Source organism: Amycolatopsis sp. lyj-112 (genome assembly GCF_046549055.1).
GTDB lineage: Bacteria > Actinomycetota > Actinomycetes > Mycobacteriales > Pseudonocardiaceae > Amycolatopsis.
The window spans coordinates 129813-145073 of sequence record NZ_JAJPWS010000015.1; the positions used below are offsets into that span (position 1 = coordinate 129813).

Genomic DNA, 15261 nt, shown 5'->3' on the forward strand with positions numbered 1-15261 from the left:
GAATTTCGTGGTCCGCCGTATCCGAGATCCGGAAAGCCGTCGCCGTGTCATCGCCGCGGCGTGGCGGCTCGTCGCCGTGCAAGGGGTACACGCGACGACCATGCGGGGCATCGCCACCGAGGCAGGTGTCACCACCGGAGCGGTGACCCACTACTTCGAGGACAAGGCCGAGGTCATGGCCTCGGTGCTGCGGTACAACAACAAACTCGCCACGGTCCGGGTGTTCGAAGCCACCGCGGGGAAGAGCGGCCTGAAGGCCATCGACCAGTTCGCCAAAGCGATGCTGCCGCTGGATGAGGACAGGCTGAAATCCTGGACGGTCTGGCTCGCCTTCTGGGGTCAGCACGAGGCGCACAAGCTCGTCAGCCGCGAGGGTGCCGCCGCCGGATATGGGGCTTTCAGCGAATGGCTGGTCCAGGCCTTCCGTGACGCCGTGGCCGCCGGAGAGCTGCCGGAAGACCTCGATCCGCGCTATGAAAGCGACCGGATGCAGGTGCTGATCGGCGGGCTCGGGCTGATGGCGGGCGGCGCACCGCAACTGCTCGCCGATGTGCGGCGCCGTTCTCGGCGGATGCTGACCGAGCACCTGGCCGCGCTGGGCGGCTGAGGGGTTGCCCAATTACTACACCTCTGTATATTGAGCCCGGACGCGCACCTATCGATGGAGGCAGCGATGGCCGGCAAAGCGGAAAACGTTCAGCCGCACGATGATTACGGGTTCTTCGGGCCGGATTCGGTGTCCTGGAAGGTATGGAGCTACCCGACCTCGCTGACCGTCGGCTTCCAGCGCGCCGTCGTGGTCGAGGAACTGGACCCGGCCTTGGTCGCCTCGGTCGACGAGACACGGGCGATCCGCGACCGGCCGCGAACCCGCTACGACCGCACCCTCCGGTATTTCGCGATGGTCGTCTTCGCCGGTTCGCGCGAGATGACGAAGGCCGCGGACATCCTGGTGAAGGTGCATTCCAAGGGGATCGGGATCGAACCGCTCTCCGGCGAACCCTATGACGCCAACGATCCGAAGTCGCAACTCTGGATCCACCTGACAGCCTGGCACTCGATCCTTTACACCTACGAGAAGTTCGGGCCGGGCAAGCTCAGCGAAGCGGAAGAAACGCGGTACTGGCGGGAATGCGCCATCGCCGCGGAATTCCAGACCTGCGATGTCGCCGACATCCCGCGTGACCGCGCCGGAGTGCGCGAGTACTTCGAGTACATGCGGCCGAGACTGGTCGGTTCCGACGTCGCCCGGTCCACAATGGATCATCTGCTGCACGCCGAAGTCATGCTCCCGCCGACACCGGCACTGTTCCGGCCGGTCACCGTGCTCATCGGGCGTGCCCTGCGGATCGCGACCATCGCGACCATGCCGCAGTGGATGCGGGAGATGTCGGGCCTGCGGCAGGGCCGCCTTCTCGACCGGCTGATCACGCCGGTCATGAAGATCGCGTTCCGGCTCCCGCAGTTCAACCGGCGCGTGAAACTGGCCCTCCTCAAGCGGCTTTCGCCCGCTACAGTGCCCGTCGTGGCACCTGTCCTGCTCGGCATCCCGCCGTCGAAACCGATCACGTTCACCCCGGCGGAAGCGCGGGAACTGTACGGCTACCCGAAACCCGCCGAAGCGCACCTGGAATGGCGCGCCAAGCAGCACGCCAAGGTCTTCGAAGGCAAACAGAAGCCGAGCGACGCCGGCCTCATCGAGTCCGAGCCGATCCTGGGATCCATCGCGTGAGCGGTAGGCGCCCCTACGCCGCGCGGATGCCGGCCGAGCAACGACGTGCGCAACTGCTCGACACCGCCTTGCGGATCATCGCCGACGACGGGTACCGCGCGGTCTCGATCGATCGCATCGCGCGGGAAGTCGACGTCACCAGGCCGGTCGTCTACAACGCGTTCGACGGGCTGGACGCCCTGCTGACCGCTCTGCTCGAACGACAGGAGCAGCGCGCCGTCGAGCAGTTGCTGGCCACGATCTCGACCGAGGTCGACCTGCTCGACCCGGCCGCGCATCTGAAGTCGACGATCACCGCGCTGGCCACGATGGTCACCGCCGATCCGCTCACCTGGAAGCCGATCTTCCTGATCTCGGTGGAAGCACCCGCGATCGTGCGTGACCGGATCGACCGCAACCGGGACGTCGTCCGGGAAAGGATTCAGACCCTCGTCGAAGCGACCCTCACCGGACGTCGAGGCACAGCGGAGGTCGACCCCGCCGTTGTCGCGCATTCGCTCATCGCCATCGGCGAATACTTCGGACGCCTGTTGCTGCTGGACCCGGACGCCGTCGATGTCGATGGACTGGCGACGACCGTCGCTGCTTTGGTCGGGCCGATGCGCCGCACGGCCCGCGCTTCTGGTCCGGTTTCGAGTCCGTGAGGGCCACCTTGAGGGACTCTGAGCCCCTCAAGGTGGCCCTCACGGACTGAGTCGAACTAACACTGGACGGGTTTTGAATCCGTAAAGCGAAGCGTCAGCTGATGCTCTCGACGACGGCCTCGGCCACCGCCTTCATCGTGGTCCGACGGTCCATCGCGGTGCGCTGTATCCAGCGGAAAGCGTCCGGCTCGGTGAGCCCTTGGCTGCTCATCAGCAGACCCTTGGCGCGGTCGATGACCTTGCGGGTCTCCAACCGGTCCGTGAGACCCGCGACCTCGGATTCGAGCGCCTGGAGTTCGGCGAACCGGCTCACCGCCAGCTCGATGGCCGGCACCAGGTCGCGCTTGGCGAACGGCTTCACCAGATACGCCATCGTGCCCGCGTCCCTGGCCCGCTCGACGAGGTCGCGCTGGCTGAACGCGGTCAAAATGACGACCGGCGCGATCCGGTCGCCGGTGATCTTGGATGCGGCCTCGATACCATCGAGCTTCGGCATCTTGACGTCGAGAATCACCAGGTCGGGCTTCAATTCGGTGGCCAGGTTGATGGCCTGTTCGCCGTCACCGGCCTCACCGACGACCTCGTAGCCCTCTTCGCGGAGCATCTCGACGAGGTCCAAACGGATGAGGGCCTCGTCCTCGGCCACCAGCACCCGCCGCTGAGGTGCGGCGACGGCACCATTGGCCTCGGCAGCCTGCTCGGTCACCGGGGTCCTCCTGAAGGGTCGTCGGGCAGTTCGATTCGCGGTCCGTCCGCGAACCTGAAGCCTACCGGGAACGATCCAGTTGGCGAGATGGCGTTCACCACGTCAGACGGTCGTCACACTGCCGGGCCCGGCGAAAGGTGTGCACCCGTGATCCCGTAAAGTTCATCGCGGTAACGCCCCCGTAGCCCAACTGGCAGAGGCAACGGATTCAAAACCCGTCCAGTGTGAGTTCGAATCTCACCGGGGGCACCAACGGCAACCCGCAAACAGAACCGGCGCACTGCGCCGGGACATCTTGGGGCTTCGTCCAGTTCTTTGAGCTTTTGTTCGTGACCACATTCTTGTCGGTGGTCAGTTCGTTGTATCTCCCCTGCGTGGAAAGCCGCAGGATTTAGTGCGGTTCTCTGTCGAAGAGCTGAACCTCGCGATGGTTCCCTCCAGAGGGCCCGCCCGCCGCGCCGGTCATCGATAGCCGACGCCGGGAGCCGCCGCTGGGCCGAATGGGCCATTGACAGGCATGACAGTCTTTTTCCAACTAGTCAGCTAGTACGTTTCCTGGGTCGCGGCCACGACGAGTGCGATCCAGGGCAGGCGTCTCTGGGGAGAGGAACTGTCCATGTACGCGCCCCGCCGTATCCCCCTCGTTCTCGCGCTCGTGTCCGCCATCGGGATCACCTCCGCGGCACCGGCCGTAGCCGTTCCCCTGACCGCGGACGCGTCTGCCGATGACTATTACCAGGATGCCTTGGGCAAGACCGGCGCCGAGCTCAAGACGGCGCTGCACGGCATCATCAGCACCAACACCAAGCTGACCTACGAGCAGGTGTGGGACGGAATCAAGGCCACCGACGAAGATCCCGCCAACGCGGCGAACGTCATCCTGCTTTACAGCGGTTTCTCGCGGGCGAAGACCGCCAATGGCGGAGAGGCCGACGACTGGAACCGGGAACATGTCTGGGCCAAGTCCCACGGCGACTTCGGTACAGGGGTCGGGCCCGGCACCGACCTGCACCACCTGAGGGCGACAGATGTCTCGGTCAACAGCGCCCGCGGGAACAAGGACTTCGACGTCGGAGGCTCCCCGGTCGACGAAGCACCTGGGAACTCGACCGACGACGACTCGTACGAGCCCCGCGACGCGGTCAAGGGCGATGTAGCGCGCATGATCCTTTACATGGCGGTCCGCTACGACGGCGCCGAGGGCTACCCCGATCTGGAACCCAACGACGCCGTCGACAACGGCTCAAAGCCGAACATCGGGCGCCTGTCGGTCCTGCTGACCTGGAACACCCAAGACCCGCCCGACGCCGGAGAGCAGCGTCGCAACCAGGTCATCTACGACCAGTTCCAGCACAACCGCAACCCCTTCATCGACCACCCCGAATGGGCCGGCTCCATCTACGGCTAGCACGAAATCAGGGCAAGAAGCGGGTTCGCAGTGTGCTCCAGAAGTTCCTTGCCCTGTGTCGGCGCCTGGCTCGCCGGCACGGGCCGTGGAAGATGATGACGTCGTCGAGTACGTGCACACCTGGCAGACGGGCGATCTTCTCGCTGGTGTCCCGGATGGCCACGAGTTGTGCCGTGGTCATCTGCAGCGGTGGTTCGTCCGGCTGGTAGGTGGCGCCGATCGGGTAGTCGCGGCCGGGTCGGCGGTCATCTCGATGTGACAGCCCATGATGTGGGTGACCGGCCGGGTCCGGGTGAACGCGATCAGTCTGTCCAGGCTTTCCTGGAAGGCGGCGAAGTCCTCGATGTACAGCCGGCCGGGATAGACGGTGTCGCCGGTGAGCAGAAACCCGGTCCACCGGTCGTAGATCGCGATGGACGCGGCATGGTGGCCTGGGATGCCGGTGATCTCCAGCGTCCTGCCGCCGAGGTCGAACCGCGCGATGTCGGTCGGCCAGTCGGTGATTCCGAAGAACGACCGTACGGAGGCCAGGTCCGCGGGCACCACTGTTGTCTGTGGACGGTCGTCGAACTGCGCATCGCCGGCGACGTGATCGCCATGTCCGTGCGTGTGCGCGACGATCAGCTCGTACGCGGGCCGGGGGTGCTCGGCCAGCCAGTCGTCGAGCAAGGCGTCCACGGTCTCACGCAAGGGAAACCGGTCCGGGTCCGTGGTCGCGCCCGTGTCGAGCAGCAAAGCCCGGTCGTTACCGCAGAACAGGTAGAGGAACGGCGCTTCGTAGTGCACGGCCTTGTTCTGCCGGAGAACGAAAGTATGGGCGTCGTACGCATGCACCTGGATGGGCGGATCGGTGTCGCGCCGAACCGACCGCGACCCATGGTTCCACCGCACGGCCAGATCGCCGGTGACCGGCGCGCCGGTCTCGAAATCGACCACGGCGATCACGCTATCAGCCAGGTCCGGCTGGAAGCTGGAAACGGTGAACCCGGTCCGCAGTTTCAAAGCCCGGGGCACCGAGCTCGTCACGAGCCAGCTGGCCGAGCAGGGCCGGAATGCCGTGGTGTGCGCCAGCGCCGGCAACCTCGGGCAGGCGCTTGCTTGGTCAGGCAGCCGCCGCGGCCTCGACGTGACGGTCGTGGCGTCCGGGCGGGCACCCGTTGCCAAGCTCGATCGGATCCGCGCGCTGGGCGCGGAACTGGAACTGGTGGACGGCGATTTCGAACTGGCCCGCGAGCGAGCCGTGCGTATCGCGCATGAGCGCGGCATCCGGCTGCCCGAGGACAGTCTGGACATCGAGACCTGTGAGGGCGCAGCGACTATCGGGCTTGAGTTGGCGGGCAAGGAATCCCCGTTCGACGCTGTTCTGATCGCCCTGGGTGGCGGTGCGATGGCCACCGGCGTGGGTTACGTCCTGAAGACCTTGGTACCTGGAGCCGAGGTGATCTGCGTGCAGCCCCTGGGCGCCCCGGCCTTGACCCGCTCGTGGCGCGAGCGCCGCGTCATCACCACCGAATCGACCGACACCATCGCCGACGGCGTCGCCGGACGTTTCCCCATCCCCGAGGTCCTGGACGACCTTCTCGCGGTTGCTGACGACGCCGTCCTCGTCCGCGAGTCGTCGATCATCACGGGCATGCAACTGCTCCTGGAGCACACGGGCCTGGTCGTCGAGCCCTCAGCCGCGCTTGGAATCGCCGCCATCCTGGAAGACCGCGACCGTTTCGACGGCCGTCACGTCGTCACCGTGATCTGCGGCGGCAACGTCGACCTCGATGCCTATCACCGCTGGGTTCGGCGGTGACCGCGTCGGCGCACTCTCATGCCGATGAGCGCACGTTGACGCGGGAGCCCCGACACCTCCCGGCGGGGCGTGAGCTCCCCGGTCCCGGCCCGGCTCGAACGGGCTGTCACCCCCACATGTGACGGGCAGGACGCTCGCCGGCGAACAGGTGCGCCAGCGTAGGGCCGAGGTGCCCGAGCGGGTCAGGCCGACGCGACCAGCCCTGTGATGTCGGCATAACGATGCTGGTCTGTGCGGTCTCCGTGCCAGGTGAAGGCGCTGCGGAGCCCGGACTTCAACCCTTCCAGCCACGGGCCCATGATCACGCCGCTGCCTTTGCAAGCAATGGGGTTTCGCCTGCATGACGTGCCTATCGCTTGCTCGGGCCGGTGACCTCGGGGCCGCGACGCAAGCACTTGCCGACGATCGGACGGGCAGCAGACGGACTGACCGAATTCGGACGTACCACTCAGGAATCCGACTGCGGGCGATCTTCGACAACCACTTTCTCGGCGCCGCGCTTGGCAAACGCCGCCCACAGGCTGAAGCCCACGACACCCACCGCGACGGCCAGCCAGAGCCAGATGAACGGCTCGCGCAGCGGGAACCGCACCAGGACGAAGATGATCATCGCGACGCCGACAACCGCGCCAAACACGGCGGAGGGCTTGGACGGCTTGATCCGATACACGAGCACCACTCCCCAGACTGCAGTTCGTGTCGCTGGACTACCCCCTGGACGATCTATCGAAACTTCACCGGCTACTTCGAGCGACGCGTCGAAATGCCCCTAGTGTCGTGCGTCGGAAATTCGTGGCCTTCTCGACGGCCCAGCTTCCCGCTGGACGCACAGCCGAAAGCGCAGGTACAAACCAGTACAAGCCGCTTCCGGCCGCACGCCCAGCGGAAACCTGGATCCGCCGATAAAGCACACGAATTTCCGACGCACGACACTAGGCCGCCGGCAGCACTCAGCCAGATCGGCCGGACACCTACACGCAGACGTCCTCTCGTGCCGAAAAGCGGGAGTTGGAATTGGTCACCGTCGGCGCTGCTCACATGGATGGTTCGAGCGGTTTGACTCGGTTATAGGGGTGTTCGGGTCTTAGTACTTGTTCGGCAGCGGGATCGCCTGGCCGGGCGGCAAGGTGATCACAGGACGAGCATGAGTTTGCCGCCGGGTCGGCGGGATTGGCTGAGCTTGGCCGCTTCCTGGATCTGGTCGAGTGTGTAGGTGCGGGCGACCGGTACGACCAGGATGCCTTCGCCGGCGAGCCGGGCGAACTCGTCCATCTGGTCGTAGCGGATCTCGGTGGTGATCCGGACTCCCAGGTCAGCCGCCGCGGCGAAGTCCGAGACGGTGAGGACGCGGTCGGGGTCGCCGGTCAGCTCGATCAGAATCGGCAGCGAGCCACCGGCCGGGCTGGGCTGGTCGGCGCGGTCGATCCGCCCGCCGGTCGGCGCCGTGTCCAGGGCGCGGTCGACGCGGCCTCCGGCCAGTGCGCTGACGCGTTCGGCCATGCCCTCGCCGTAGCCGGTCACCTGGGCGCCGATCTCTTCCATGGCCGCGGCCCGAGTTGGCCCGGCGGTGGCGATCACCCGAATACCCTGGTGCAGCGCGAAGCGCACCGCCGCCTCACCCACGGTGGTGCCCGCGCCGTGGACGAGCAGCAGCTCACCCGGCTGGATGCCGAGGTCGTCGAGCGCACGCCACGCCGTTTCGGCCGCCATCGGCAGCGCGGCGGCCTGCTCGGCGGTGACGCCGTCGGGGATGTGTGCCCAGGCCGGCATCAGCGCGTACTCGGCGGCGCCTGCCGTCGGGCCGTCGAAGGTGGCCGGGCCGAACACGCGGTCGCCGATCTGGACGCCGGTGACGCCGTCGCCGAGCGCGTCGACGGTGCCCGCGACTTCGAGGCCGAGCCCGCGCGGCAGCGGTGGCAGATGGTCGGCGAGGAGACCGTCGACGACGTGCCAGTCGGCCGGTGTCAGGCCGCACGCCCGCACGGCGATCCGGATCTGACCAGGTCCGGGCTCCGGCTGTGGGACGTCGCGGAGCACGATCACGTCCGGGGAGCCGAACCGGTCGAACTGAAGAGCCTTCATGACGATCTCCTCTGTGATGACAGCATCTGTTGTCATCGACCGTACCAGCTGATGACAGCTTCTGTTGTCGTATGCTGGCGGGTATGCCGCGATGGGAATCCGACGCACAGGGCCGGCTCGAGCGCGCGGCGCTCGAGCTGTTCGAGACACAGGGGTTCGAACGCACCTCGGTCGCGCAGATCGCAGGCGCCGCCGGCCTGAAGGAGCGCTCCTTCTATCGCTACTTCCCCGACAAGCGGGAAGTCCTCTTCGCCGGCAACGAACTCGAGGCCCACCTCGTCGCCCAGGTCGAGGCAGCCGACCCGGACCTCGCCCCGATCGAGGCGCTGCTGACCGCGGTGGGGACCGCCGAGGAGATCTTCCGCCCGCGCGAGTTCCTGCTGCGCCGGGGAAGAGTGATCGCCGCCAACCCGGCACTGGCCGAGCGCGATCTGATCAAGCTCGCCTACATCGCCGACGCGCTGGTACCGGCACTCGAGCGCCGCGGCGTCGAGCCCGGCAAAGCACGCTTCATCGTCGACGTGGTGCTGGCGATCCACCGGCGTGCCATGCCTCGCTGGCTGGCCGAGCCGGATACCACCCTCTCCCAGCTCATGGCCCAGGCCGCCGCCGAACTGCGCGAGACGGTCACGCTGCCAGCTCCGACGGCCGGCTGAGCAGGATCGGCCAGGCTTCCCCCATCGGCGATCAAGCCCAGGCAGACGTTGCGGCTGGGGCCGGGCGAATGCGCTGCTAAACACCCTCTATGCCGCAAAGCGCGCCCTTGCCAAGCACGTGCTTCTGGCCGAGAGATGCGGGTGTCATCGGAATCTCATCTAAAGTGCGCCATCGTGCCCTTGGCTCCGTGCGGGGCCATCGGCACGCTCGTCTCGGCCCCACGTTGTGCCGGCCGGGCTCGCGTACCGGAAATCTGCTGAGGAGGATGCGCGGATGAAAGTTGGACGCTGGGTGGTCACGACGGCAGTCGCCGCCGTGCTGGCCACGGGATGCGCCGCGCCGTCCGGCGACGCGCCATCCGAGGAGCTCCGCCATGAGCTCGATCCGCTGGTCTCGCGATTCCCCGGCCTCGGCCATCCGGTTGAGGCGACCTGGGTCAGCTGGGACAACAACTCCGGTCGACTGTCAGCACCAGGGCCGTCCACTCTCTGGATCGACGCGATCGTCGACCTGGAGCCGCAGCGAGCCGACGAGCTTCGCGCCACCACGTCGAACAGCGGCCTGCCTTCCGTACGCGATGCGCTGCGACCTCACCTGCCGCCGGGCCCGTTTCTGGCCGGTCTCGACCTGAACACCGCGCTCGGCGGGAACCCCGAACTGGGTCCGGGTGCACCCGGACCCGAGTGGACCGCGACCGGGTATCTGGAGACAACGGGCAACCGGCTGATCCTCAACGGGATCAAGCCCGCCTGACCGAGGTTTTGACTGGACCTCTACTTAAGTTCAGGTACAAGACTGGTCAGATGAAGACTTCGACAACCGACTCGCCGGCGCGCTGGATCCGACAGCACGCGCATCCCCTGGCCACCTTCGATCCCGAGGGACCGCTTGCCGATCTCGCGCCACTGCGCGGCATGGTGCGTGACGCGAATCTGGTCACGCTCGGCGCGTCGGCCCGCGACACCCACGAGCTTTCCGTTGTCTCCCAGCGGATAGTGAGATTCCTCGTCGAGGAACTGGAATTTCGTTCCCTCGTGATCGAAGGTGACGACGTCACGAGCGTCGCGCTCGATGAGTACGTGCGGACCGGAATCGGTGACCCTCGAGCGTTGCTGGCCGGCGCCAGGTCGTTCTGGCGAACCGGGGAACTCCTCGATGTCGTCGGCTGGATCCGGCGCCACAACGAGCGGAATCCGGCCGACCCGGTCCGTATCGCCGCCATGGCAGAGATTTCACCGGGCGTGGCAACCCTTCCCGGCACTCTCGCCGACATCGAACGGCTGCTGGCCGAGAACACGATCCGTTGGCACGAACACACCGGACACAAGGTCGTCTACTGGGGCGGCATGGTGCATGTGATGAACGGAAGGACACGCGCCATCTCCACGCAAGGGCCGCAGGACGTCCACCGCAATGCGGGCAGCTACCTTCGGGAGCATTTCGGCTCCGGTCACCGCTCGGTCGGGCTGACCTTCCACCATGGGGCGACGTCCTACGCCGTCCCCGCGCCGCCGGCCGAGTTCGCCGAGAACACGCTGGGAAGTACCGACTTGGACGCCTATCTGCTGGATCTGCGTGCCACGAGCCCGGATCCGGTCCGGGAATGGCTGAGCCGGCCGGCGAAGACACGATTGGTCGGCCCTGGCTACAGCCCCGCCGACGACGCCGTCCACCATCTCTCCGGTGGTTCGCTCGCCGAGTGGTTCGACGTCCTTGTCCACATCCAGGAGGTGACTCCGGCCCGCCCGCTCGACTGAACTGTGCGGTTCGGTATGCCGGTTGACACCGCGGTGGTGGTCGGAAATGCTCTCCCGAGAAACTGAATCCATAAGTCAGCGCCATGGTGGTAGGTGGGTGCGCTGTCGTGTTCGTCGTGAACACGACCGACCCACCTAGGAGATCAAGTGTCCCACCAGCATCACGACATCGATGTTGTCGTGGTCGGCGCCGGCATGGCCGGTCTCGTCTGCGCGCACCGTCTGCGTCAACGCGGAGTTGAAGTCCTTCTTCTTGAAGCCTGCCAGCAGGTCGGCGGCCGCACTGTCGGCGTCGAAGTCGACAGCGAGGTCGTCGATCTCGGTGGCCAGTTCATCGGACCGGGTCAGGACCGGGTGTACGCGCTGGCCGAGGAACTCGGTGTGGCCACCTTTCCGACGTACACGGCGGGCACGAACGTACTCGAAACCGAGGCCGGGCGGTTGCGGCGGTTTCGTGGCATGGTGCCGAAACTCGGCCCGTTCACGCTGCTGGATGTCGCGCGGGCGCAGGCCCGCCTCGACAGGCTCGCTCGCACCGTCGACACCGGAGCACCCTGGCGCGGTCCGAACGCGAACACGTTCGACGGGCAAACGCTGCAGACCTGGATCGACCGCACCGTGACGACCCGGGGCGGGCGCGGGTTCCTGGCTCTGGCCTGCCATGCCATCTGGGCCTGCGAACCGAGTGAACTGTCGCTGTTGCACGCGCTGTTCTACATCAAGGCCGCGGGCAGCCTGTCGGCGTTGACCGACTTCGAAGGCGGCGCGCAACAGGACAGGTTGGACGGTGGCGCCTACGGCCTCGCCGGCAAGCTCGCCGACAGGCTGGAGACGTCCTTGCGGCTCAACACACCGGTCCGGCGGATCGAGCATGACGACGCCGGTGTCACGGTGACCGCCGAAGACGGAACCGCCTGGCGGGCCGGGCATGTGGTGGTGGCGGCCGCTCCGCCTCTCGCGGGTCGGATCGCTTACCGCCCAGCGCTTCCGGCCGCGCGCGACAACCTGCTGCAACGACTTCCGATGGGAAGCGTGATCAAGTGCATCGCCACGTACCCGGAGCCGTTCTGGCGGACGGCGGGTCTCAGCGGCGCCGCTTTGAGCCTGCGTGGCCCGATCGCGCTGACCGTCGACAGCAGCCCGCGGTCCGGCCGGCGAGGCATCCTGATCGGGTTCGTCACCGGCGCGGCCGCCCGGGACCTTGCCACGCACTCCTCGGCTGCCCGCCGGACGATCCTGCTCGACTCGCTGACCCGACTGTTCGGTCCGCAGGCGAGCACACCTCTCAGCTTCGTCGAGCGGAACTGGAACGAGCAGCCGTTCACCCGCGGCGCGTACTCCGCCGTCTTTCCGCCGGGTGCCTGGACTCAGCTCGGTTCCGCCTTGCGCGCCCCCGTCGGCCGGATCCATTGGGCGGGAACGGAAACCTCGCCGCGCTGGTACGGCTACATCGAGGGCGCGGTGCGATCGGGCGAAGCCGCGGCGGACGCGATCACTCCTGCGAGGCGAGGGCCTTCAGGCCGCGAATGACCGTTTCGGCGCTGGGAGCCCGCTCGGGACTGACGAGATGTTGCATCATCACGCCGGCGATGAGGGCGAACTGGACGGCACCGGCCGCGTCGGCGTCGGCTTCGGTGCGCGACAGGCGTTCGCCGAAGACCTTCCGGGCTTCGTCCTGGGCATCCGCGAGCCGTTCGCGGATGTCCGGGAACCGGACGGCCTGGGTGGCGCTTTCCAGGACGGCGGTCCACAGGTCGCGGTGCTCGGTGAAGGAGTCGATGAGGCCTTGCCAGGTGGCGGTCAGCGAAGTTTCGCCCGGTTCGCGCAGCCGCTCGACCGCCTCGGTGGACAGCTCGATCATGGCCTCGTTCATGAGGGCCTCTTTGGAGCCGAAGTGGTACCCGATGGAGCCGAGGTTCGCACCTGAGGCGGCGGTGATGTCGCGCGCGGTGGTGTGCGCGTAGCCGCGTTCGACCAGGCAGCGCTTGGCCCCTTCGAGGAGGTCCTCTCGTTGTCCCATGTGCCGATCCTAGCGGGGGACTGTGACAAGCGTCTTATACGGACGTCTTATACAAATGTACAAGACGCTTGTATGGTCGTCGGTGCCGGAACGAGCCGGCCTCGCACAAGGGAATGACGATGAACCCCAATCGCTACGTCCTCGGCAACTTCGCCCCGGTCGCCGAGGAGATCACCGCCTTCGACCTGCCCGTCACCGGGAAGATCCCGGACGACCTCGACGGCCGCTACCTGCGTATCGGCCCGAATCCGCTCGGTCTGGAAGACGCGTCGGCGCATATCTGGACCCTCGGGGAGGGCATGGTCCACGGCGTGCGGCTGCGCGACGGCCGTGCCGAGTGGTATCGCAACCGCTGGGTCCGCTCGGCCTCCGTGGCCGACCGGCTCGGGGAACCGCGCCGCGGGCAGGTCGCCGACGAGCGCATGGACTTCGCGCCGAACGTCCAGATCGCCGGCCACGGTGGCCGCCTTTACGCGCTCATCGAAGGGGGCCTGGCCCCGTATGAGCTGACCGGCGAACTCGACACCGTCGGACCCGCCACCTTGGGCGCCACGGCACAGGGCTTCTCGGCCAACGCACACAGCAAGTACGACCACGCGACCGGTGAACTGCATTCGCTGGCCTTCCGCTACGGCGCGGATTTCGTGCAGCACATCGTGATCGGCCCGGACGGGGAGAACCGGAGCGTCACCGACATCCGGACACCGACCTTGCCGTACATGCACGACTTCGCGCTCACCGAGCACTACGTGGTGTTTTACGAGTCCCCGATGGTCTTCGAGCCCGAGCGCCTGGCGATGGGGGTGCCGTTCCACTGGAACCCGGATCTGCCCGCACGGCTGGGTTTGCTGCCGAGGGCGGGCGGGACGGTGCGCTGGTTCGAGACCGCGCCGGTCATGGTGGGCCACACTCTGAACGCCTTCGAGCGGAACGGCGAGGTGGTGGTGGATGTGGTCGTGCATCCCCGGCCGTTGGACTTCGCCGACGTCGGCGCCTCGAAGCCCGTGCTCGAACGCTGGACCGCCGACCTCAAGCACGACAGGGTCACGCGAACGCTGCTGCACGACCGCCCGCAGGATTTCCCGCGCCTGAACGGCCGTTTCAGCGGCAAGCCCTACCGCTTCGGCTACTCGGCGGCGGCCGAGCTCTACGCCACCCCGAGCACCACCGAGCCGGACCGCCCCAACGAGGGCTTCAGCAGCGCTCTCCTCAAACACGACCTCCTGACCGGGACCACGGAAACCCACGAGTTCGGCCGTGACGCGAGCGCGGGGGAGACCGTGTTCGTCCCGGCGGCAGGGGCGGACGCGGAGGATGACGGCTACAACCTGGTTTACGTCCACGACCCCGATCGGGGCGCGGCGGACCTGGTGATCCTGGCCGCCCAAGACTTCGCGGGCGAGCCGCTCGCCAGGGTCCACCTGCCCGCACGCGTCCCGCTGGGGTTGCACGGCAGCTGGATTCCCGCCGAGTCAGGCCATCTGTCGTGAGTCGGTCTCGCCGATCCGTTCGACCTTGCCGACCAAGAACGCAGAGGACAGGATCCCCGCGATGGTGACCACGGTCATGTAAGCGAAACCGGGCGCGAAGCTCTCGTCGGTGACGATCAGGCCGATCACGATCGGCGTCGCGATCGACGAGAGATTGCCGATGAAGTTGAACATCCCGCCGGTGAGCCCGAGCAACCGTTGCGGGTGCCAGCGCGGACACCAGCGACCAGGTGATCGAGGCAAGGCCGTTGCCGAAGAAGGCCACCGACAGGAACACGATGACCAGCGCGGTGGAGTCGGTGAAACTCGCGCCCACCATCAGCGTGCTCAGCAGCAGCCCGGCGATGATCGGCCCCTTCCGGGTCGGGCGAATTCAGCGGTACCTCGATGGTGATCAGGGCCGCCGCCTCGGTGAGGCGTTCGGCCGTGGGTCACCATTGAGCGGTGTCTCAGCCCGTACCTTCTTCGAGCGCGCCCGGTCCCGGCCTGTTGTACCTGGTGAAGCAGCTCGAGCTCGCCGTGCGTGCCCGGCTGGACGAGGTGCTTCGTCCTGTCGCGCTCACTCCGTTGCAGTACACCGCGCTCACCGTGCTGGAGCGCCGCTCGGATCTCACCACCGCGGAGCTGGCGCGGAACTCGTTCGTCACCGATCAGGCGATGGCCGACATGGTGGTCGCGCTCGAACGGCAGGGCTTCATCGCCCGGGAAGCCGATCCAGGGGACCGGCGGCGGCGGGTGATCCGGTTGACCGGACCCGGCGAGGAGATCCTCGCCCGGGTCCGCGACGACGTCGCCGCGCTCGAACAGCGGATGGTCTCAGCGTTGAATCCGCGCGACGCGGCCCGTTTCCGGGACTGCGTCGTCGCGTGCCACACAGCGCTGTCGGATCGTCCGTCGCACTGAATAAAGACAGGAAACCTGTACATTTTCGAGGTCTCCTGGCACTCTGCTCGCCAGTGGTTCC

Annotated in this window: 17 protein-coding genes and 1 tRNA gene; 12 read left to right on the forward strand and 6 right to left on the reverse strand. The window is 67.1% G+C overall.

Annotated features, from left to right (window positions below):
- Nucleotides 1–7 precede the first annotated feature (7 nt).
- The 3 genes from ACLJRL_RS34645 (at nucleotide 8) to ACLJRL_RS34655 (ending at nucleotide 2376) form a co-directional block, all read left to right on the forward strand.
- Nucleotides 8–607 carry a TetR/AcrR family transcriptional regulator gene (locus tag ACLJRL_RS34645; protein WP_410660579.1) on the forward strand — a complete coding sequence of 200 codons (600 nt, stop codon included), beginning with the start codon at nucleotides 8–10 and terminating at the stop codon, nucleotides 605–607.
- A 66-nt stretch (nucleotides 608–673) separates the two neighbouring features.
- A complete protein-coding gene (locus tag ACLJRL_RS34650) occupies nucleotides 674–1732 on the forward strand; it encodes an oxygenase MpaB family protein (RefSeq protein WP_410660580.1) in 1059 nt (352 codons plus the stop codon).
- Nucleotides 1729–2376: a TetR/AcrR family transcriptional regulator gene (locus ACLJRL_RS34655; RefSeq protein WP_410660581.1), complete on the forward strand. Its 648-nt coding sequence runs from the start codon at nucleotides 1729–1731 to the stop codon at nucleotides 2374–2376. The genes ACLJRL_RS34650 and ACLJRL_RS34655 overlap by 4 nt, the downstream gene beginning before the upstream one ends.
- A gap of 94 nt (nucleotides 2377–2470) precedes the next feature.
- On the opposite strand, the gene ACLJRL_RS34660 is transcribed toward ACLJRL_RS34655, so the two are convergent.
- On the reverse strand, nucleotides 2471–3082 hold the full coding sequence (locus tag ACLJRL_RS34660; protein ID WP_410660582.1) for an ANTAR domain-containing response regulator: 612 nt from the start codon (nucleotides 3080–3082) through the stop codon (nucleotides 2471–2473).
- 175 nt (nucleotides 3083–3257) lie between these two features.
- On the opposite strand from ACLJRL_RS34660, the gene ACLJRL_RS34665 reads away from it, so the two are divergent.
- Nucleotides 3258–3334, forward strand: a tRNA-Leu gene (locus ACLJRL_RS34665).
- A 364-nt stretch (nucleotides 3335–3698) separates the two neighbouring features.
- Nucleotides 3699–4490, forward strand: a complete 792-nt coding sequence (locus tag ACLJRL_RS34670; protein ID WP_410660583.1) for an endonuclease I family protein — start codon at nucleotides 3699–3701, stop codon at nucleotides 4488–4490.
- Nucleotides 4491–4667: 177 nt separating this feature from the next.
- On the opposite strand, the gene ACLJRL_RS34675 is transcribed toward ACLJRL_RS34670, so the two are convergent.
- Nucleotides 4668–5426: an MBL fold metallo-hydrolase gene (locus tag ACLJRL_RS34675; protein ID WP_410660584.1), complete on the reverse strand. Its 759-nt coding sequence runs from the start codon at nucleotides 5424–5426 to the stop codon at nucleotides 4668–4670.
- On the opposite strand from ACLJRL_RS34675, the gene ACLJRL_RS34680 reads away from it, so the two are divergent.
- The gene (locus ACLJRL_RS34680; protein ID WP_410660585.1) at nucleotides 5395–6291 is read left to right on the forward strand and encodes a threonine/serine dehydratase; all 897 of its coding nucleotides are present in this window, start codon (nucleotides 5395–5397) and stop codon (nucleotides 6289–6291) included. The two genes, ACLJRL_RS34675 and ACLJRL_RS34680, sit on opposite strands and share 32 nt — an antisense overlap.
- Before the next feature lie 448 nt (nucleotides 6292–6739).
- Here the strand turns inward: ACLJRL_RS34680 and ACLJRL_RS34685 are convergent, their stop codons facing one another.
- Nucleotides 6740–6970: a hypothetical protein gene (locus tag ACLJRL_RS34685; protein ID WP_410660586.1), complete on the reverse strand. Its 231-nt coding sequence runs from the start codon at nucleotides 6968–6970 to the stop codon at nucleotides 6740–6742.
- A 452-nt stretch (nucleotides 6971–7422) separates the two neighbouring features.
- Nucleotides 7423–8373 (reverse strand): NADP-dependent oxidoreductase, encoded by a 951-nt coding sequence (locus tag ACLJRL_RS34690; RefSeq protein WP_410660587.1) that lies wholly within the window; start codon nucleotides 8371–8373, stop codon nucleotides 7423–7425.
- 83 nt (nucleotides 8374–8456) lie between these two features.
- Here ACLJRL_RS34690 and ACLJRL_RS34695 point away from each other — a divergent pair, with 83 nt between their 5' ends.
- From ACLJRL_RS34695 to ACLJRL_RS34710, 4 genes are all read left to right on the forward strand, one after another.
- Nucleotides 8457–9029: a TetR/AcrR family transcriptional regulator gene (locus tag ACLJRL_RS34695; protein ID WP_410660588.1), complete on the forward strand. Its 573-nt coding sequence runs from the start codon at nucleotides 8457–8459 to the stop codon at nucleotides 9027–9029.
- Between the two features lie 274 nt (nucleotides 9030–9303).
- Entirely contained in the window at nucleotides 9304–9783 is a 480-nt protein-coding gene (locus tag ACLJRL_RS34700; protein ID WP_410660589.1) for a hypothetical protein, read from the forward strand.
- 50 nt (nucleotides 9784–9833) lie between these two features.
- The gene (locus ACLJRL_RS34705) at nucleotides 9834–10787 is read left to right on the forward strand and encodes an erythromycin esterase family protein (RefSeq protein ID WP_410660590.1); all 954 of its coding nucleotides are present in this window, start codon (nucleotides 9834–9836) and stop codon (nucleotides 10785–10787) included.
- Nucleotides 10788–10934: 147 nt separating this feature from the next.
- On the forward strand, nucleotides 10935–12317 hold the full coding sequence (locus ACLJRL_RS34710; protein WP_410660591.1) for a flavin monoamine oxidase family protein: 1383 nt from the start codon (nucleotides 10935–10937) through the stop codon (nucleotides 12315–12317).
- On the opposite strand, the gene ACLJRL_RS34715 is transcribed toward ACLJRL_RS34710, so the two are convergent.
- Complete coding sequence (locus ACLJRL_RS34715; RefSeq protein WP_410660592.1) at nucleotides 12280–12807, reverse strand: TetR/AcrR family transcriptional regulator; 528 nt, start codon at nucleotides 12805–12807, stop codon at nucleotides 12280–12282. The two genes, ACLJRL_RS34710 and ACLJRL_RS34715, sit on opposite strands and share 38 nt — an antisense overlap.
- A 119-nt stretch (nucleotides 12808–12926) precedes the next feature.
- Here ACLJRL_RS34715 and ACLJRL_RS34720 point away from each other — a divergent pair, with 119 nt between their 5' ends.
- The gene (locus ACLJRL_RS34720; RefSeq protein ID WP_410660593.1) at nucleotides 12927–14297 is read left to right on the forward strand and encodes a carotenoid oxygenase family protein; all 1371 of its coding nucleotides are present in this window, start codon (nucleotides 12927–12929) and stop codon (nucleotides 14295–14297) included.
- Here the strand turns inward: ACLJRL_RS34720 and ACLJRL_RS34725 are convergent.
- Nucleotides 14280–14492, reverse strand: coding sequence for a hypothetical protein (locus ACLJRL_RS34725; RefSeq protein WP_410660594.1), 213 nt, complete (start codon nucleotides 14490–14492; stop codon nucleotides 14280–14282). The two genes, ACLJRL_RS34720 and ACLJRL_RS34725, sit on opposite strands and share 18 nt — an antisense overlap.
- A gap of 249 nt (nucleotides 14493–14741) precedes the next feature.
- Here ACLJRL_RS34725 and ACLJRL_RS34730 point away from each other — a divergent pair, with 249 nt between their 5' ends.
- The gene (locus ACLJRL_RS34730; protein WP_410660595.1) at nucleotides 14742–15200 is read left to right on the forward strand and encodes a MarR family winged helix-turn-helix transcriptional regulator; all 459 of its coding nucleotides are present in this window, start codon (nucleotides 14742–14744) and stop codon (nucleotides 15198–15200) included.
- Nucleotides 15201–15261 lie beyond the last annotated feature (61 nt).

What these genes read in the sequence shown, in the direction of transcription:
- ACLJRL_RS34650 (WP_410660580.1), top strand. Translation starts at nt 674, where the DNA reads ATGGCCGGCAAAGCGGAAAACGTTCAGCCGCACGATGATTACGGGTTC.
- ACLJRL_RS34670 (WP_410660583.1), top strand. Translation starts at nt 3,699, where the DNA reads ATGTACGCGCCCCGCCGTATCCCCCTCGTTCTCGCGCTCGTGTCCGCC.
- ACLJRL_RS34690 (WP_410660587.1), bottom strand. Translation starts at nt 8,373, where the DNA reads ATGAAGGCTCTTCAGTTCGACCGGTTCGGCTCCCCGGACGTGATCGTG.
- ACLJRL_RS34695 (WP_410660588.1), top strand. Translation starts at nt 8,457, where the DNA reads ATGCCGCGATGGGAATCCGACGCACAGGGCCGGCTCGAGCGCGCGGCG.
- ACLJRL_RS34700 (WP_410660589.1), top strand. Translation starts at nt 9,304, where the DNA reads ATGAAAGTTGGACGCTGGGTGGTCACGACGGCAGTCGCCGCCGTGCTG.
- ACLJRL_RS34705 (WP_410660590.1), top strand. Translation starts at nt 9,834, where the DNA reads ATGAAGACTTCGACAACCGACTCGCCGGCGCGCTGGATCCGACAGCAC.
- ACLJRL_RS34715 (WP_410660592.1), bottom strand. Translation starts at nt 12,807, where the DNA reads ATGGGACAACGAGAGGACCTCCTCGAAGGGGCCAAGCGCTGCCTGGTC.
- ACLJRL_RS34720 (WP_410660593.1), top strand. Translation starts at nt 12,927, where the DNA reads ATGAACCCCAATCGCTACGTCCTCGGCAACTTCGCCCCGGTCGCCGAG.